The sequence below is a fragment of the Paenibacillus nanensis genome, assembly GCF_003583765.1.
Classification (GTDB): domain Bacteria; phylum Bacillota; class Bacilli; order Paenibacillales; family Paenibacillaceae; genus Pristimantibacillus; species Pristimantibacillus nanensis.
The window spans coordinates 47,902-63,835 of record NZ_QXQA01000014.1; the positions used below are offsets into that span (position 1 = coordinate 47,902).

At 54.8% G+C, this 15,934-nt stretch carries 16 protein-coding genes and 1 tRNA gene; 11 read left to right on the forward strand and 6 right to left on the reverse strand.

Features of this window, described 5'->3' with window-relative positions:
- Positions 1 to 8: 8 nt before the first annotated feature.
- Positions 9 to 551 carry a phosphatidylglycerophosphatase A family protein gene (locus tag D3P08_RS19665; protein WP_119601725.1) on the reverse strand — a complete coding sequence of 181 codons (543 nt, stop codon included), beginning with the start codon at positions 549 to 551 and terminating at the stop codon, positions 9 to 11.
- A 132-nt stretch (positions 552 to 683) separates the two neighbouring features.
- Here D3P08_RS19665 and D3P08_RS19670 point away from each other — a divergent pair, with 132 nt between their 5' ends.
- The 3 genes from D3P08_RS19670 (at position 684) to rdgB (ending at position 3,300) form a co-directional block, all read left to right on the forward strand.
- A complete protein-coding gene (locus tag D3P08_RS19670) occupies positions 684 to 1,745 on the forward strand; it encodes a GerMN domain-containing protein (protein ID WP_119601727.1) in 1,062 nt (353 codons plus the stop codon).
- Between the two features lie 162 nt (positions 1,746 to 1,907).
- Complete coding sequence (rph, locus tag D3P08_RS19675) at positions 1,908 to 2,648, forward strand: ribonuclease PH (RefSeq protein WP_119601729.1); 741 nt, start codon at positions 1,908 to 1,910, stop codon at positions 2,646 to 2,648.
- A gap of 4 nt (positions 2,649 to 2,652) precedes the next feature.
- Positions 2,653 to 3,300 (forward strand): RdgB/HAM1 family non-canonical purine NTP pyrophosphatase, encoded by a 648-nt coding sequence (rdgB, locus tag D3P08_RS19680; RefSeq protein ID WP_119601731.1) that lies wholly within the window; start codon positions 2,653 to 2,655, stop codon positions 3,298 to 3,300.
- Between the two features lie 536 nt (positions 3,301 to 3,836).
- Here the strand turns inward: rdgB and asnB are convergent.
- Complete coding sequence (gene asnB, locus D3P08_RS19685) at positions 3,837 to 5,681, reverse strand: asparagine synthase (glutamine-hydrolyzing) (protein WP_119601733.1); 1,845 nt, start codon at positions 5,679 to 5,681, stop codon at positions 3,837 to 3,839.
- A gap of 150 nt (positions 5,682 to 5,831) precedes the next feature.
- Here asnB and D3P08_RS19690 point away from each other — a divergent pair, with 150 nt between their 5' ends.
- From D3P08_RS19690 to D3P08_RS19700, 3 genes are all read left to right on the forward strand, one after another.
- Positions 5,832 to 6,170: a hypothetical protein gene (locus D3P08_RS19690; RefSeq protein WP_119601735.1), complete on the forward strand. Its 339-nt coding sequence runs from the start codon at positions 5,832 to 5,834 to the stop codon at positions 6,168 to 6,170.
- A gap of 15 nt (positions 6,171 to 6,185) precedes the next feature.
- Positions 6,186 to 6,524, forward strand: a complete 339-nt coding sequence (locus D3P08_RS19695) for a hypothetical protein (RefSeq protein ID WP_119601737.1) — start codon at positions 6,186 to 6,188, stop codon at positions 6,522 to 6,524.
- 120 nt (positions 6,525 to 6,644) lie between these two features.
- On the forward strand, positions 6,645 to 7,232 hold the full coding sequence (locus D3P08_RS19700; RefSeq protein WP_119601924.1) for a P-loop nucleotide/nucleoside kinase family protein: 588 nt from the start codon (positions 6,645 to 6,647) through the stop codon (positions 7,230 to 7,232).
- A 68-nt stretch (positions 7,233 to 7,300) separates the two neighbouring features.
- Here D3P08_RS19700 and D3P08_RS19705 read toward each other — a convergent pair whose 3' ends face one another.
- From D3P08_RS19705 to D3P08_RS19715, 3 genes are read right to left on the reverse strand one after another with little or no spacing between them, the layout of a single operon-like run.
- Entirely contained in the window at positions 7,301 to 8,341 is a 1,041-nt protein-coding gene (locus D3P08_RS19705) for an ABC transporter permease (RefSeq protein WP_119601739.1), read from the reverse strand.
- On the reverse strand, positions 8,331 to 9,320 hold the full coding sequence (locus tag D3P08_RS19710) for an ABC transporter ATP-binding protein (RefSeq protein ID WP_240647660.1): 990 nt from the start codon (positions 9,318 to 9,320) through the stop codon (positions 8,331 to 8,333). The genes D3P08_RS19705 and D3P08_RS19710 overlap by 11 nt, the downstream gene beginning before the upstream one ends.
- 2 nt (positions 9,321 to 9,322) lie before the next feature.
- Positions 9,323 to 10,483, reverse strand: coding sequence for a COG1470 family protein (locus D3P08_RS19715; protein ID WP_119601741.1), 1,161 nt, complete (start codon positions 10,481 to 10,483; stop codon positions 9,323 to 9,325).
- 176 nt (positions 10,484 to 10,659) lie between these two features.
- On the opposite strand from D3P08_RS19715, the gene D3P08_RS19720 reads away from it, so the two are divergent.
- Together D3P08_RS19720 and D3P08_RS19725 are read left to right on the forward strand one after the other, a co-directional pair.
- Positions 10,660 to 11,283, forward strand: a complete 624-nt coding sequence (locus D3P08_RS19720; RefSeq protein WP_240647661.1) for an RNA polymerase sigma factor — start codon at positions 10,660 to 10,662, stop codon at positions 11,281 to 11,283.
- Complete coding sequence (locus D3P08_RS19725) at positions 11,277 to 12,077, forward strand: anti-sigma factor (protein ID WP_119601743.1); 801 nt, start codon at positions 11,277 to 11,279, stop codon at positions 12,075 to 12,077. Before D3P08_RS19720 ends, D3P08_RS19725 begins: the two co-directional genes overlap by 7 nt.
- A gap of 455 nt (positions 12,078 to 12,532) precedes the next feature.
- On the opposite strand, the gene D3P08_RS19730 is transcribed toward D3P08_RS19725, so the two are convergent.
- Positions 12,533 to 12,609, reverse strand: a tRNA-Arg gene (locus D3P08_RS19730).
- Between the two features lie 172 nt (positions 12,610 to 12,781).
- Between D3P08_RS19730 and D3P08_RS19735 the strand changes: the two genes are divergently transcribed.
- The 3 genes from D3P08_RS19735 (at position 12,782) to clpP (ending at position 15,923) form a co-directional block, all read left to right on the forward strand.
- Positions 12,782 to 13,717 carry a hypothetical protein gene (locus D3P08_RS19735; RefSeq protein WP_240647662.1) on the forward strand — a complete coding sequence of 312 codons (936 nt, stop codon included), beginning with the start codon at positions 12,782 to 12,784 and terminating at the stop codon, positions 13,715 to 13,717.
- Between the two features lie 88 nt (positions 13,718 to 13,805).
- On the forward strand, positions 13,806 to 15,095 hold the full coding sequence (gene tig / locus D3P08_RS19740; protein WP_119601745.1) for a trigger factor: 1,290 nt from the start codon (positions 13,806 to 13,808) through the stop codon (positions 15,093 to 15,095).
- A gap of 237 nt (positions 15,096 to 15,332) precedes the next feature.
- Entirely contained in the window at positions 15,333 to 15,923 is a 591-nt protein-coding gene (gene clpP / locus D3P08_RS19745) for an ATP-dependent Clp endopeptidase proteolytic subunit ClpP (protein WP_119601747.1), read from the forward strand.
- Positions 15,924 to 15,934: the final 11 nt, after the last annotated feature.

The window sequence follows — 15,934 nt, forward strand, 5'->3', positions numbered from 1 at the left end:
TCCTTGTTTTAGTCGAGCGGGGGCGTCGTAACGCCTTCGCGCTCCGCTTGCTTGCGGTGGGCGATCCGGCTTGCGGCCGATGCCGCAATCGCGCCGACGATATCGTCCAGGAACGTATGGATCTCCCCGTCGTCTTTGCTGTTGAGCTTCACAAGGATGCCTGGCTTCATCTTGTCGATATAACCGAAATTGGTGAAGCCGATGCTTCCGTACACATTGACGATCGAAAGCGCCAATATTTCGTCGCAGCCATACAGGCTCTCATCATGCTTGATCATGTCCTGCAGCGGTGCCAGCAGCTTGCCTTCCTCCGCCAAAATATCGAGCTGAATGCCGGTCAGCACCGCATTCTGCACCTCGCGTTTGGACAAGACGGCATCGACATGCACCATGCAGTCCTCCTGCGTCAAATCCGGGAAATAATCCTTCTGCAGGAAATGGACGAGCTCGGCGATCGCCTCTCTCGTAACGCCTCGTTTGGCAAGCCATTCCTGCGTCGCGGAAGCTACTTTGCCGCTGTTCAAGCTGTATTTTTCGGGATTGTCGCTCATTCTTGTTCCCCCTTGCGATTTTTGGACAAAACTGGTCTAAAACAGGGAAGGGCTCGTATACATATTACTACAAATAAGGAGTTGTACAAAGTTGCCGTCAGGCCAAAAACCGATTGGGGAGGAATTATCAAAATGATTCAAAAAAATTGGATCCGCAATACCGCATACGTCGCGCTCATCGCGCTGCCCGTCATAACCACGGGGTGCGGATTGTTCTCGCAGCAAACGAGCAAATCGATCGATCCGCCGCAGCAGGTGGAGGAAACGGACGGCATTGATGGCGAGCCGACCGGACAGGCTGTACTGGAAGGGGAGCAAGAATCGAGATTGACCGTGTATTTGCAGGATGGCAACGGCTACCTGGCGCCGGTCGCGGTGCCGTATACGCTTGCCGAGAATGAGACGGCTGCCCAGAAAGCGCTTGAGATTATGGTGGAGAACGGGGCGTACGCTTCGCTCCTGCCGGAACAATTCCGTCCGCTTATTCCGCAAGGCACGCAAGTGCTTTCTTATTCGTACGACAATGAGCGGAAGGTCGCGAAGGTTGATCTTTCCGCCGATTTCAATGACTATAACGAGCAGGACGAGCGCGCGATCGTAGAATCGATTACATGGACGCTCACAGCGATGCCTGGTATCGAGGGCGTTGAGCTGTCCGTAGCAGGCCAGCCGCTTCAAGAGATGCCGCTTGCAGGATTCCCGATCCAAGGCGCGCTGACTCGTGATATCGGCATCAATATCGAATACGGAGAAGGGGTCAACGTGGCGAATTCTTCGCCGGTAACGCTCTATTTCGCGGCGCAAACGGTTAACGAAGAGCCGTACTACGTGCCTGTCACACGGCTGATCGACCGTTCCGATTCGAAGGAGCATGCGGCGATCGAGCAGCTGATTCAAGGGCCTCTCGATAAGAAAAAGCTCACGGGCCTCATTTTGCCGGATGTAGAGGTGGCCAGCATCGAGAAGCTGGAGGACGGCGTTGTCAAAATCGACCTGGAGGACCCGGCGTATGAGCCAGGCCAAGTGATCCCGGCGGAGATGCTGGAGTCGATCGTGCTGTCCCTGACCGAAAACACAGGCGCATCCGAGGTGCAAATCAGCATCAACGGCGACACAAATCTGACGGACGATGCGAACAAATCGTACAGCGAGCCGGTTGGCAGACCGCATCATGTCAACGCTCTTAAATCTTAAGAACGAAGCTGCCAAGCGGGAAGGGAAGAACGAATCGGGCATACGTCCGGCTCGTTCTTTTTTCTTTTCGCTTCAGGGCGGGGCGGCTTTAGATGCATTCCGGCTTTCACTTTGCTAAAATAGGAAGGGTTAAAATGGCAAGTAACGTTCAGGAGGCATTCAATGATGAGAAATGACAGTCGCGAACCGAATCAGCTTCGGCCGGTCAAAATAACGACAAATGTAAATAAACACGCGGAGGGCTCGGTTCTGATTGAGGTCGGAGATACAAAAGTGATCTGTACGGCCACCGTCGAGGAACGCGTTCCGCCTTTTATGAAGGGACAAGGCAAAGGCTGGGTGACCGCGGAATACGCGATGCTGCCGCGCGCGACGCATTCCCGCAACCAGCGCGAAGCCGCCAAAGGCAAGCTGACCGGACGCACGATGGAAATTCAGCGTCTGATCGGCAGAGCGCTTCGCTCCGTCGTTGATTTGAGCGCGCTGGGCGAGCGGACGATTACGCTGGACTGCGACGTTATACAAGCGGACGGGGGCACGCGCACCACATCGATTACGGGCGCTTTCGTCGCGCTTACGCTTGCGGTTGAACATCTGTCCAAAACGGTCTCGTTCAATAAATATCCGATTCGCGATTATTTGGCCTCCGTCAGCGTTGGCGTTATCCAGGAGAAAGCGATGCTTGATCTGAACTACGAAGAGGATTCCAAGGCGAAGGTCGACATGAACGTTGTCATGACCGGGCAAGGGAAGTTCGTTGAAGTGCAAGGAACGGGAGAAGAATCTCCGTTCTCGCGCGAAGAGCTGAACCAGCTGCTGGCGCTTGCCGAGTCGGGCATTGCGGAGCTGATCGGGAAGCAGAAGGAAGCGCTCGGAGAATCCGCTTCGCGCATCGGGGGATAACGATATGGCAGGGAATGTGTTATCGGGACAATCCGTTATCGTCGTAGCGACGAAAAATAAAGGCAAAGTGAAGGAGTTCGCCCACGCGCTGGAAAAGCTGGGCAAAGGCGTATCCAGCCTGCTTGACTATCCGGAAATACCGGATATTCCGGAGGACGGGGACACGTTCGCGGCGAATGCCCGGATCAAAGCGAAGGCGGCGGGGGACGCGCTCGGCGTTCCCGCTCTGGCGGACGATTCGGGGCTGCGCGTAGAAGCGCTTGGAGGCAGGCCGGGCGTTTATTCCGCCCGTTACGCAGGAGAAGGCGCGACCGACAGCGATAATAACGCGAAGCTGCTAAGGGAGCTAAGCGGTATTGGCGCGACGCTCGGGGAAGAACTGCCGGACGGCTCCAAGCTGCTGAGCCGCGCGCAATTCGTTTGCGCGCTTGCGCTTTACGATCCTGCGACGGGCGAGTTTGTGGAGGCCGAAGGAACGGTGGACGGCGTCATTACGGACCGTCCGCACGGCGACGGCGGCTTCGGCTACGATCCGCTGTTCTGGCTGCCGCAGCTGGGCAGAGGCATAGCGGAGCTGACCAAAGAGGAGAAAGGCGCCATCAGCCACCGCGGCGAGGCGCTGAAGGCTTTGCTCGTTAAGCTGGAGCGGTAGAAGCGCTCCGGTCTACACAGCGGGCTCTGCCCTACGAAGCGCCGCGTGGCTGAAGACTCTGCTTGTTAAGCTGGAGCGGTAGAGGCGCGCCGGTCTACACAGCGGGCTCTATCCTACGAAGCGCCGCGGCGTCCAGCCTCCAACTATTAGCGACAAAAATGCACTTATTTTCATCGAAATGAAGCTGTAGTTAAGGAATAGCGACAAAAATACACCTATTCGTTTGCGCCCTAACAGAAAAAACGGTAAAGCGAAGGAATAGGGGTACTTTTGTCCTTATTTCCGGCAAAACGCTTTGTATTTCTTTGAATAGGTGCACTTTTGTCGCTATTTCTTTTTTGCCGTCCTTGCAGCGGCGAGTTCCACTGTGGAATCCCCACGTACGCCTCCAAATACAACATCTTCCCCACTCAATAATAAACGTCAATATAAAAAGAGTAGTTGCGTACGAATAGCGCAATTACAAGAAAACCGCCCCCCAAGACAAGCGTCTTGAAAAGGCGGCTTTATCTTGAACCGCGGACGGTTCCCGTTCGTTAGCCAATCGAAACCTTGTATTCTTTCAGCCACACATTAACCTGATACAGATAAGCGAACAATTGCGGGCCCGACATCAGCTGGCCGAACCAAGGGATGTTGGAGCTTGCGGAATCGGCTTCCGCGAGCTCACGGACTTTTTTCACGTTAATGAGGGGCAGCAGAGGCGAGCTTGGGTCGTTCAAGACGTCCAGAAGCAGACCTCGGACTGCGGTCAAATAGTTCGGGTTATGCGTTTTCGGATACGGACTCTTCTTGCGCCACAGCACGTCATCCGGCAAAACGCCTTGCAGCGCCTTGCGCAAAATGCCTTTTTCGCGGTCGCCCGCCGTCTTGATCTCCCAAGGAATGTTGAATACATATTCGACGAGACGGTGGTCGCAGAACGGAACGCGGACTTCAAGGCCCGCCGCCATACTCATCCGGTCCTTGCGGTCGAGGAGAGTAGGCATGAAGCGGGTAATGTTCAGGTAGGACATGCGGCGCATCCGTCTGCGCTGCTCATCCTCTCCGTCCAAGTGCGGCACCTCCGCGACGGCGTCCGCGTATCGGTCTCCGATATACTCCTCCGGCTTAATCCATGCCGCGATGTCCGGGGACAACAAATCCGCCCGCATCGCCGTTGCCAGCGACCAGGGGAACGTGTCGGCGTTCAGCGCCTCATCGCGGTGAAACCAAGGGTACCCGCCGAATATTTCGTCCGCGGCTTCCCCAGAAATCGCGACAGTCGCTCCCTTTTTGATCTCGTGGCAGAACAGCAGCAGGGAGGCGTCAACATCGGCCATTCCCGGCAAATCCCGCGCCAGCGTCGCGTTATAGAGAGTGGCGACAAGCTCCGGCGTATCGAATTGAATCGGGTGGTGTACGGTGCCGAGATGGGAGGTCATACGCTCGATCCACGGCGCGTCGCTGTTCGGCTGGAACGCGTGCGCCTTAAAATGCTTGTCGTTATCGCGGTAATCGACAGAATACGTATGGACGTTGCCTTGCCCCGTTTCTTTGTAATACTCCACCGCAATCGTCGTCAAAGCGCTGGAGTCGAGTCCTCCGGACAGCAGCGTACAGACCGGCACATCGGAGATGAGCTGGCGTTCGACGGTGTCTTTCAGCAGCTCTCTGACATGTTCAGCCGTTTCCTCCACGGTATGTTCATGCGTCTGGCTGCGAAGCTGCCAGTAGGTAATGGTTTTGACTCCGGCGTGATTGACCACCATGCATTGTCCGGGCCGGAGCTCGCTCATGTTATTGTATACACCGTGGCCCGGTGTTCTCGCGGGACCGATGATGAAAATTTCAGCGAGTCCCTCTGCTCCGACTTCGGCTTTCACTGCGGAATGCTCCAGAATGCATTTCGGCTCGGAGCCGAAGATGAACAAGCCGTCCTTTCGGTAAAAGAACAACGGCTTGACGCCGAGCCGGTCTCTTGCCAGGAACAGTTCTTGGGCTGTAACATCCCATATCGCAAAAGCGAATATGCCGTTGAACCGTTCCACGCATGCGCGGCCCCACTCCATAAAGGCGACCAGCAGCACCTCCGTGTCGCATGTTGTCGTAAAGGTTCGGCCGCGGCTCTCAAGCTCTCTCTTCAGCTCGGGCGCGTTATAAAGCTCGCCGTTATAGACGACTACATATTTGTCGTCGCCGGTGTAACGAATCATAGGCTGGGCGCCGTTCTCCGGGTCCATGACCGAGAGACGGCGGTGGCCGAGCGCACAGTGCGCCGATATCCAAGTTCCCGCAGCGTCCGGGCCGCGGGGGGCGAGCGTGTCTGTCATTCTCTCCAGATTGTCGCTTTCTTTGGTCAGGTCACTGTTCCAATCAATCCAGCCGGTAATTCCGCACATGTTTCTCATTCCTCTCTTTGCTGGACTCCAGTCGCGATAATAACAGTTATATGCTGAAAAAAGGGATAAAATGTCTGTCCGACGGGGGAACCTAGTGGAGGTGAAAGGCTTGAGTCGCATTTCGAAGACGGAAGGAAGGGATAACGAACGATGGAGAATGACAGCCAAACCTATGTCAATGGAGGACGGAAGCGGTTTTACGTATCGGTTCAGGCGGGGCAAATACTAGCCGACCCCGAAGCGGCGGCTTATGAGCTGGCCATTGACGCGAATGACGAAGAAGTCGCCCGCTTGCGCGAGCTGTTCGAGGAGCTTTCGTCGATGGATGAGGCGGAGATCGGACATTTTGCAACAACGCCTTATGAGACGAACCATGACGAATCGCTGAACAGCGGTTCGGATGAGCTCGTCAGCCAAATCTACCGGCTGCTTTACGAGTGCGGAACGGGAGAGACGAGACGCCATATTGAAACGATGGGCATTTTGTAAGAGAGGAGCAATGCGATGAATCCGCTTGATGCTCATGTAAGAGGAATGGTTGATCGCGCCGGGGCCGCGTGCGCTGAGGTGGAGGTGCGGACGGACGACGCCAAGGCGCCTGTTGTGTTAGCCTATTTCACAAGCGTTGGCAGCGAGCCGGCGTTAAAGGAAGTGCTGCGCAATGATGCGGACACGGATATCGATTGGTTTGACAATAATATGCATCAAGCCTTCAAAGCCATTACGGACGACGCGGCTTCTTCACCGGAGTCGGATCACAGCGCGCTGCAGCGGTTCGGGGACCGGGTCCTGGCGATGGAAGGGGTCAGGGAGCGCATCCGTTCCTTATTTCAAGAATCATAAGCTTCCGCGGGATCGGCTTTAGGCTACGAAGGAGCTATGGCCGATCTTTTCATGCGGAAAACTTTTTTTCGCGGCAATTCATGGTATAATTTGTCCAAAACGTTTATGGGGGCGTCTACGATGCAGAAGCTGATATTTTTTGTAGGAGTAGCCGGAACGGGGAAAACGACGGTTGCCAAAAAGCTTAGCGCGGTCATGCCGGCTGCTTTTCTTGATCGCGATACGATCGGGGGACGGTTTGTGGAAGCGATTCTGGAAATGAAGGGGCTCGACAAAAACGACCGCGACTCTGACTTCTACAAAGCGAATTTGCGCGATCTCGAATATGATACCGCTAAAGATGTGTGCATTGAAAATTTGGCGGCTGGCCAAAACGTCTTTATGATTTCTCCTTTTACCGCCGAGCTGAAAAATAAGCAGTGGATCGAAGAGGTTATTGCTGCCGCAGGCCTCACGAAAGACCAGGTTGATGTCAAAGTAATCGTCGTGACGCTGCAGAACATGGAGCTGCAGAAGGACCGCATCGTCGGCAGACAGACCGAGCGCGACCAATGGAAGCTGGAGCATTGGAGCGACTTCCAAAAGCGGGTCGATTTTGTGCCGGAGATTAATTGGGATATTCCGCAAAGCCATATCCTTATTTTCGACAACAGCGGCGAATTAACGGAAGAAAAGGTGGCGCAGCTGCAAGAGTTTGCTGCCCGTTAAACAAAAGAAACAACCGGTCAAGGCTTTGTGCCAAGACCGGTTGTTTTTTGATTTGCGAAGCTTCCCGTTTACGAACGGGAACGAATTTCCTGCCGCATGAAGAGCAGGTACGACAAGCCGAAGCAGATCATCGTTGCGGCGATCATGCCGGTCAGCTGCGGCCAGACGAGGAGAAGGCTTTGCCCCAGCGGAAGCGGGCTCGGCAATGCGCCGACGACCTGCTCCATCGTAAGCGGTCCGAGCGAGCGGACGCTCGGCATTAGAAGCGTCATATTCGCCTCGTTGAACAGCTCGGAAGGGGAGAGGCGATTAAGCATCATCATCAGCCGCTGGTAGTCCATCACTTCCTCCGTTCCGGCAGTTGAAGAGGGCGCGGCGCCTTTGGCGATGAGATTCAGGATCATGCTGTAGAACACCGAGAAGAAAATCCAAAGCGAAATGCCGGCAAGCGCCGAAGTGGTCGCTTGGCGGAACCGCACGGAGAACAGAATGGAGAGGTTCAGCCAAAAACCGACGTACACGATCGCCGTAAGCAGGAACAGAAGCACCCGCCACACTTCCTCCGCCGTAGGAGGATAGCCGATGACGATTAAGCTGAGCCCCATCACAAGCAGCCCAAGCGCGAGGATCGCGACGGCTATAACCAGCAGGGTGGAGACGAATTTCGCTTTCAAAATGTCATCCCGGTATATCGGCTGAGAGACGAGTCTGCTCAGCGTGCCTTTGCTTCGTTCCGTATTAATGGCGTCGAAGCCCAACGCGATGCCCATCAGCGGCCCCAGAAACGTGACGAAGGAGATAAAGCTGGGGAGCGTTCCGTCCGAAAGCGTAAAGACTTGAAGAAACCGGAAGCCTTCCTCCGCTTGTTCGGCGGCGCTGCCGCTGCGCAGCGCCGTTACCGCCGAATAGACGGAGCCGATGCAAGCGAGCAGAATAATGCCCATCAATATCGCAAACCGCCAGCTGCGGATGTGGTCGCCGAATTCCTTCTGCACCATAATCCAGAAGGCGGATGACGAAGAAGCGGGCTTCTCCTCTTTTTTGGCATAGGTTTGGAATGCGGAGGTTATCGTCCCCGACAGTTTAGTCCGTAAAGCTTTAATGTCCATAAGTGTCGCCTCCTTCGAAATAACGGCGATAGACGTCGTCCAGGCTGTACGACCGCCTCCGAATGCCGAGAAGGCCGGCGCCTTTCGCCACGACCGCACCGGCGATCTTCGCCGTCAGATCGGAGCTGCACGCCACCTCGGCGGCAGTCTGCCGCCCGTTCGGATGCTCCGCCACATGTCTAATAGACGCGACGCCTTCCAGCGCTTCAAGCTCGCGGCGCAGCTCCTCGGTCCATCCGTCGACCTCCACTTCGACGATAACGGCATGCTGCTCTTCCAGCGACTTGGACAGCTCCTCCAGCCCCCCGCAGGCAACGAGCCTGCCGCTTACAAAGAGGCCAACCCTGTCGCAAATTTGCTGGACTTGCTGAAGATGATGGGACGAGAGCAGCACGGTTATCCCTTCTTCTTTGCTTAACCGCGTGATCAGCTCCAGAAGCTCGGATACCCCTTTCGGGTCGATACCAAGCGTCGGTTCGTCCAAAATAATCATTTCGGGCCGCTTGATCAGCACGTCCGCGAGCCCAAGCCGTTGGCGCATGCCTCGGGAATAAGCGCCGACTTTTTTGCCGCCGGCGGCGGACAAGCCGACTCTCTCCAGCAGGCGCTTCGCGCTTTCTCTCGCGGCCTCCCCGGAGAGGCCGTTCAATCTGGCGGTATAGATGAGATTGTCCAAGCCGCTACGGTCCTCATAGAAGCCCAGATCATCGGGCATATAGCCAACTCTCCGTTTGATTTCCAGCGCGTTCCGCGCCGGATCGAGCCCGAGCACGCGCACGACGCCGCTTGTTGGCTCCGTTAAGCCAAGCATCATGAGGATCGTCGTCGTTTTACCCGCGCCGTTAGGACCGAGCAAGCCGAAAATTTCGCCCTTCGGAATGGTCAAATCCAATTTATTGACGGCGAGATGGTCGCCGTAGGCTTTGGAAAGTCCCGACAACTCCACTGCCAGTTCTGCGTTCTCGATATGCGGAGCCACGATTAACGCCTCCCGTATTTCCGGAACAGCCAGTATACGCCGGCGGCGACGCCCACAATGATAAGGAGTCCGATGTAGCCCCAAAGCGAGGACGATTTAACGGCGACTCGAATCGCGGCGTCAGCCGATTTCTGAGCGGATTGCGCTTGCAGATTCAGCGCGTAATCCCCTGGCAGCGAATCCTCGGCGGAGCGGATGACGGCTTGCACGCTGGCGGTTTTGCCCGGCTCCAGGGATCGGATCGTTTTGGGCTCGAAGGTGACTTCCCAATCGGTCGGCGTCTGGGCGTTCATGCTGATATCTTCCAGCTTGGCGGTGCCGGTGTTCGTCACCGTAAGCTGCAGCGATTTCGTGCCGCCGGCTTTCACTGTAGCGTTAAGCCGCTCGTCGGCGGTTGTCAGCCCGATGCCGTAGCTTCCCGTTATTACAGCTTCAAGCTCGGCCTCCGCTTTCGTATTGGTATTGGAAGCCATGATCGGGATTTTGTATGAGCCTGCGGCTACTTGATCCGGCGGAAGCACCTCGATCGACAAGGTCTGCGACGCGTTCGGCTCAACCGTCACCGACGTTACGCCGCTTCCTCCTGAATTGAACCGCACCTCCCAGCCTGTATCCGGCGCCGCGGCCAGGGCATAGGTTTGCTCTTCAGCCGTTTGGTTGGTTAACGTAGCCGAGAACGTAAAGTTAGAGTCCGAGTGGCCTTGAATGTTAGCCTGTTCCATCTCGAGCTTCGAAGTAAAGGTGCCTTTCTCCGCAATAAAAACGCGCAGAGGAAGTCTTGCGTCGCCCGCTGTTACGGCAAAGCTGTATTCACCCTTGTCGATCTCAAGCGGAACGTCCAGTCGAAGACTGAGCGATTGCGTGCCGTCCGGCCTGACGGCAAGCTGCTTGACGGCGCGTCCTCCCGCCGTCAGCTCGTAGGTCCAAGGCGTTTTTGCGTTTTCGAACCCGATATTGGCGGCGACGATTCCTTCGCCGTTATTTATCACATCGATCGTATAGTTGACGGATTCCCCCGGCGCCGCGTCGACGGCCGTATAAGGGGTATACAGCTCGAGCGGCCCTGCCGCATGAACGGCTTCGGGCTTAAGCCAGCTGCCTCCCGTCCACAGAATGGCGAAAATCAGAGCCAGGATGCCTGCCTGGCGGCATGCTTTGCGCATGATGATCAACCTCCCTGAATGGTCTCTTTATTGGCGTTGGCGCGCCTTTTCAAAAGGAGTACGCGCCAGAAACCGAAATGGATTTATCAAGCTCTAAAAATTTTTTTTTGGAGTTTTCAATCGGCGATTTTTTTGATAAATAAAAAATGAATGACACATTCAGGAGGGAGATTCTTGTGCGTCAAGAGAAGGAGAACGGGGCCTATGACGACATTCTTTCGAATGAGAGGATGGCCTCGGTGCTGCGGGAGATGTGCGAAGGGTCGAGTGTTGCTTTTGATCAATTTTATACCCGGTATGCGCCCTTGGTGCTCCGCGTCGCGCTCCGGATGCTTGGCGACAGGATGGAGGCTGAGGATGTTTGTCATGATATTTTTTTGGAGGCGCTCCGGAAGGGAGACCGCTATGAGCCGGCCAAAGGCTCGATCGAAGCCTGGCTGGCGGTCATGACAAAGAGCAGGTGTCTGGACCGGCTTCGAAAAAAACAAAGAACGGTCGCTTCGGGTGGTGCCGAGCATGGAGAGCTGCTAATCGAAACAACGCCCGAGGATAAGGCGATCGGTTTGATGGAGAGGCTGGCAGTAAGGGAGGCGCTTGATGACCTGCCGCTGCCGCAGCGGAATGCGGTGGTAACGGCTTATTTCGGCGACAAATCGCAGCGTGAACTTGCCGAGGAATGGCAGGTTCCGCTTGGAACGGTGAAATCGTGGATTCGTTACGGGATCGGGAATTTGCGTAAAGGTTTAGCCAAAAGAGGCTGGGCCTCGGACAACGGCGGAAGGAGGGAAAGCGAGTGGTGACGGCAAGGCATCGCATTGGAGATGGTTCTGATGGGCGCGGCGCTTGCTCGAAGGGCTACACGGAGCAGGATTGGATCGATGTGCTGCTGGGCAATGCGGACGGATGGAGACGGCAGACGCTTGAGCGGCATGCGGCGGAATGTGCGGCGTGCGCTGCGGTTAAGCGGGAATGGCGTGAATTGTTAGCTGACGAGACGGTCAGCCTGGGTCCGGCGCATGAGCCGGCTGCGCTTTCCCCTCGGCTGCGCGCGTCGCTGGATCGAGAGGTTCGCTGGCTCGGAATGAAGCGGAAGCTGCGGCGGCTGCGGAAGCGGGCGCTTGCCGGAGCTTTGCCGGTTGCCGCGGCGATTATTCTTTTGTCGATCGTAATGAACGGGGTGCCTGACGTAACGTCTAAGCATGAGCAGGAGCCGTATTTGACCTATGTGGAACGTCAGGAGCCGGGTGCCCTTAAGATCGTCCAGGCCGCGGATACGTCCCGCTACCGCATCGTCGCGCAGGACGGCCGGTCGGAGAACGGCTACCTGTGGCTTAGCGGGGACAGCAGCGAGGCTTTTCTGCTGATCGATCATTTGCAAGGGCTGAACGAAACGGTCTATCAAGCGTGGGCTGTCGGCGGCGGCAGAAGCGACTCGCTTGGGGTCGTGAAGCTGATCGGCGAACGCGGACATTTGCACATGAAGACGGAGACGCTGCGCACGGCGGACATTATTACGATAAGCGCCGAGCCCCTTGGCGGCAGCCTCCAGCCCACCACCCGGCAAATCGTGCTGCTGCTTCTGCAGAACCGGTGACGGGCAGGGCTTGCCTTACCGGGATGTCCGGGTGGCTGCCGGGCGAGGCGGGGCAGCTGCTCGTAGCAGCGATGACGGTATTTTGTGGCGGTAACTTTTCGGAAAGTTGCAGATGCGGTGCTTGCAGATTAATGCGCAATGATAGAAATGTCGCCTAGTGCGGGAGAGTCGGTCGAGTGGTGCAATAACGATGAAAAAAGCGGTTACCGGTGCGTCAGAGTCGGTCGCATCGCCTGCCTGATGCATAGATGGGATGCCAAGCGCGCAATCTCATGGTAAGAGGAACTATTTCGAAAAAAGCAGGTGAGAACAAGTAAAGCAGCCTCGTCTCCAGAAGAGAAATCGCGCAGTTCGCTGACCCCGTCTTTAAAGAACAAAAAAAACCTCCGAGCCTGGCAAAATCAAGGCTTCGGAGGTTTTATGTATCGGATCGATCTTCATCTTCAGGAAGTAAATGGCGTCCCAGGAGGGATTCGAACCCCCGACAACTCGCTTAGAAGGCGAGTGCTCTATCCAACTGAGCTACTGGGACGCGTGATTAATACTATAGCATGGAGATAAATCGTTTTGCAAGTGGCTTTTTAAAAAATCGCAAAAAATGTGAAACTTTTTTTATTGTGCCGCCTCATGGTATAATCGTTCGCAAGATTATTGGGTGTATTCCTAAGCTTTTGCAGGAGTTGCACGAAGGCGGTGAAAACATAATGACTCCTGAAGACACTCGGACCGAGGGGAAGGACAATGTCTATTTATTCCCCAGCATGCTGGATCAATACCAAATTCAGTTAACTCGCATGCTTGAGGCGGAGCAATACCGGGACGCGAAAAATCTTCTTCGTTTTCTGCTGCAGTGCCAAGGCCAGGAGAAGCGGCATTATGAAGAGTGGGAAAGCCTGCTCGGCTGGCTAGAGATGGCTTTTCCGGACGGCGAAGGCATCGAAACGGAAGAAGAAAGCAAGGATATGGACGACGAAGCGTCGATCCGGGAGCAGCTGCTGAAGCCTCCGCATCAGGATGAAGCTTATATCAATCAAGTGATGTATATTATGCAGCATCATCCGATGATGGACCAACAAATGCTGGCTCTCGAGAGAGCCGCCTATATCGAAGACGACCAAGTTACAGACATGATCAAGGAATGGCTGCAGCGTGATCCGGTTCATCCTTTGGTGCAGTTCAAAGCGCTGCAATGCTTACGCAAGAGGGGCGCAACCGGAAGGATTGCCTTAAACCGGCTGGACGAACGCGTAGAGCTGGAAATCGAGGAAACGCCTCTGTCCATCGACCAATTTCCGGAGCCGATTACGCGCATTCAGGAGAGGACCGAGTCCGTCGTAGAGATCGATGATCCGACACTTCCTCATTTTGCCAGAGAGCTTTGGAAAGAGAGCCTGCAATATTTGTATGGGACGGCCGCCTACCGCTGGATGCTTGACGACAGCGAGGAGACGGTGGATTGTTTCGCCGCAGCTTTGCATTTGACGCTGAATTTAACGGTCTACGGAACGGCGAACGATGATGATATACGCGATACATACGGCATTACGGACAGCATAAGGTTCCGCTACGAACAAGCCTGCAGAACGCTCAGGAGCATTGCCATGCTGCTGCAGTCGGGAGGCGGCGAAAGCGAGCCTTGAAAAGCTCGTCCAACTTGATTATACTAGAATGGTTTATGTAACGTGAAAACAAGAGATGCAAGCGCATTTTTGGAGGGGAAGGCATAAAATGAAAGCTACTTGGGAAAAAATAGACAAGAACATCGTTTCGATCGATGTTGAGGTTGATGCGGAAAAAGTATCGGCAGCGCTTGACCAAGCCTTTAAGAAAGTTGCGGCTAAGGTTAACGTTCCGGGCTTCCGCAAAGGCAAAGTGCCGCGCGGCATTTTTGAATCCCGCTTTGGCGTGGAGAGCCTGTATCAGGACGCAATCGACATCCTGCTGCCGGAAGCTTACTCCGAGGCGGTAAGAGAAAACGATATTCAGCCGGTTGACCGTCCTGAAATCGACGTAACGCAATTTGCAAAAGGTCAATCTTTCAAATTCAAAGCAAAGGTTACCGTTAAGCCGGAAGTGAAGCTTGGCGAGTACAAAGGCCTTGAAGTGGAAAGCCCTGCGGTTGAGGTTACGGAAGAAGAAATCAACGCGGAGCTTAACCGTCTGCAACAGCGCCATGCTGAGCTGACCGTCGTTGAAGAAGGTCCGGCGCAAGAAGGCGACATTGCTGTCATCGATTTCGACGGTTATGTTGACGGCGAGCAATTCGAAGGCGGCAAGGCTGAGCGTTATTCCTTGGAGCTGGGCTCCGGTTCGTTCATCCCTGGCTTCGAGGAGCAAGTTGTGGGTATGGAACTGGGCGACTTCAAAGACGTAGAAGTAACATTCCCGGAGAGCTACCACGCTGAGCATCTGGCTGGCAAGCCTGCGGTATTCAAAGTGAAGCTGCATGAGTTGAAGCGTAAATCGCTTCCTGCGCTGGATGACGAGTTCGCCAAAGACGTCAGCGAATTCGACACGCTGGAAGAGTATAAGCAAGACCTGTCTGCTAAGCTGAAAGAGCGCAAGGAAAAAGAAGCCGAGCAAGCACGCGAAGTCGCTGTTGTCGACAAGGCGACTGCAAATGCTGAAGTTGAAATTCCGGAAGCAATGATCGAGACCGAAACCGACTACATGCTGAAGGATTTCGAAAACCGTCTTCGCGCGCAAGGCATGAACCTGGACCTGTACTACCAGTTCTCCGGCCAATCCGAAGACATGCTTCGCGGTCAAATGCGTTCCGACGCCGAGAAGCGCGTACTGAACAATCTGGTCCTTGAAGCAATCGCGAAAGCTGAAGGCTTCGAAGCGACTGAAGCCGATCTGACAGAAGAGCTGGAGAAGATGTCTTCGCAGTACAACCGTCCTGCTGAAGAGCTTCGCAGCATTTTCGAGAAGAACGGCAATATCAGCAATCTGCAAGAAGATATTTTGCTGCGCAAGACGATTCAGTTCTTGCTTGACAACAGCAAAGCCGTTTAAGTATCCCCGGCCGTTCGCCGGTATAGAAGAATATGCAGTACCACAAGATAAGGCGCGTGCAACATACGTGCCTTATTTTTACCCTACATAATGGATTAAAAGAAATTTAGCGGGGAAACCGCACACATATCGCATAACCGTTGCCGTATACATGTAGTAGCGGAAATGACAGCAATTCGCATACATGGTACAATATAAGAGCATCAAACAGTCCAAACAAGAAAAGAGGTTGGTCGCATGAATCTGGTACCGATCGTAGTAGAACAGACGAATCGCGGTGAACGATCCTACGATATTTACTCTAGGCTGCTGAAGGATCGTATTATATTTCTCGGAAGCGCGATAGATGATGACGTCGCGAACTCTGTTATTGCTCAGCTGCTGTTTCTGGCGGCCGACGATCCGGAGAAGGACATCCATCTTTATATCAACTCCCCTGGCGGTTCCGTTACGGCGGGAATGGGGATCTACGATACGATGCAATACATCAAGCCTGACGTGTCCACCATTTGTATGGGCATGGCGGCGAGCATGGGGTCGCTGCTGCTGACAGCGGGAGCGAAAGGCAAGCGGTTTGCGCTTCCTAACGCGGAGGTCATGATCCATCAGCCGCTTGGCGGCGTAAGAGGCCAGGCGACGGATATTAAAATCCATGCCGACTGGATTCTGAAAACAAAGCAGAAGCTGAATCAAATCTACGTCGAACGCACAGGTCAGCCTTATGAAAAAATCGACCGCGATACCGATCGCGATTACTTTATGAGCGCGGAGGAAGCTTTGGCCTACGGATTGATCGATAAGGTCATTACTTCACCTGGCCTAGTGTAACGACTTAATAG

Excerpts from the sequence above, each read along its gene's own strand:
- D3P08_RS19665 (WP_119601725.1), bottom strand. The coding sequence starts at position 551 with ATGAGCGACAATCCCGAAAAATACAGCTTGAACAGCGGCAAAGTAGCT.
- D3P08_RS19670 (WP_119601727.1), top strand. The coding sequence starts at position 684 with ATGATTCAAAAAAATTGGATCCGCAATACCGCATACGTCGCGCTCATC.
- rph (WP_119601729.1), top strand. The coding sequence starts at position 1,908 with ATGATGAGAAATGACAGTCGCGAACCGAATCAGCTTCGGCCGGTCAAA.
- rdgB (WP_119601731.1), top strand. The coding sequence starts at position 2,653 with ATGGCAGGGAATGTGTTATCGGGACAATCCGTTATCGTCGTAGCGACG.
- asnB (WP_119601733.1), bottom strand. The coding sequence starts at position 5,681 with ATGTGCGGAATTACCGGCTGGATTGATTGGAACAGTGACCTGACCAAA.
- D3P08_RS19690 (WP_119601735.1), top strand. The coding sequence starts at position 5,832 with ATGGAGAATGACAGCCAAACCTATGTCAATGGAGGACGGAAGCGGTTT.
- D3P08_RS19695 (WP_119601737.1), top strand. The coding sequence starts at position 6,186 with ATGAATCCGCTTGATGCTCATGTAAGAGGAATGGTTGATCGCGCCGGG.
- D3P08_RS19700 (WP_119601924.1), top strand. The coding sequence starts at position 6,645 with ATGCAGAAGCTGATATTTTTTGTAGGAGTAGCCGGAACGGGGAAAACG.
- D3P08_RS19705 (WP_119601739.1), bottom strand. The coding sequence starts at position 8,341 with ATGGACATTAAAGCTTTACGGACTAAACTGTCGGGGACGATAACCTCC.
- D3P08_RS19715 (WP_119601741.1), bottom strand. The coding sequence starts at position 10,483 with ATGCGCAAAGCATGCCGCCAGGCAGGCATCCTGGCTCTGATTTTCGCC.
- D3P08_RS19735 (WP_240647662.1), top strand. The coding sequence starts at position 12,782 with ATGACTCCTGAAGACACTCGGACCGAGGGGAAGGACAATGTCTATTTA.
- tig (WP_119601745.1), top strand. The coding sequence starts at position 13,806 with ATGAAAGCTACTTGGGAAAAAATAGACAAGAACATCGTTTCGATCGAT.
- clpP (WP_119601747.1), top strand. The coding sequence starts at position 15,333 with ATGAATCTGGTACCGATCGTAGTAGAACAGACGAATCGCGGTGAACGA.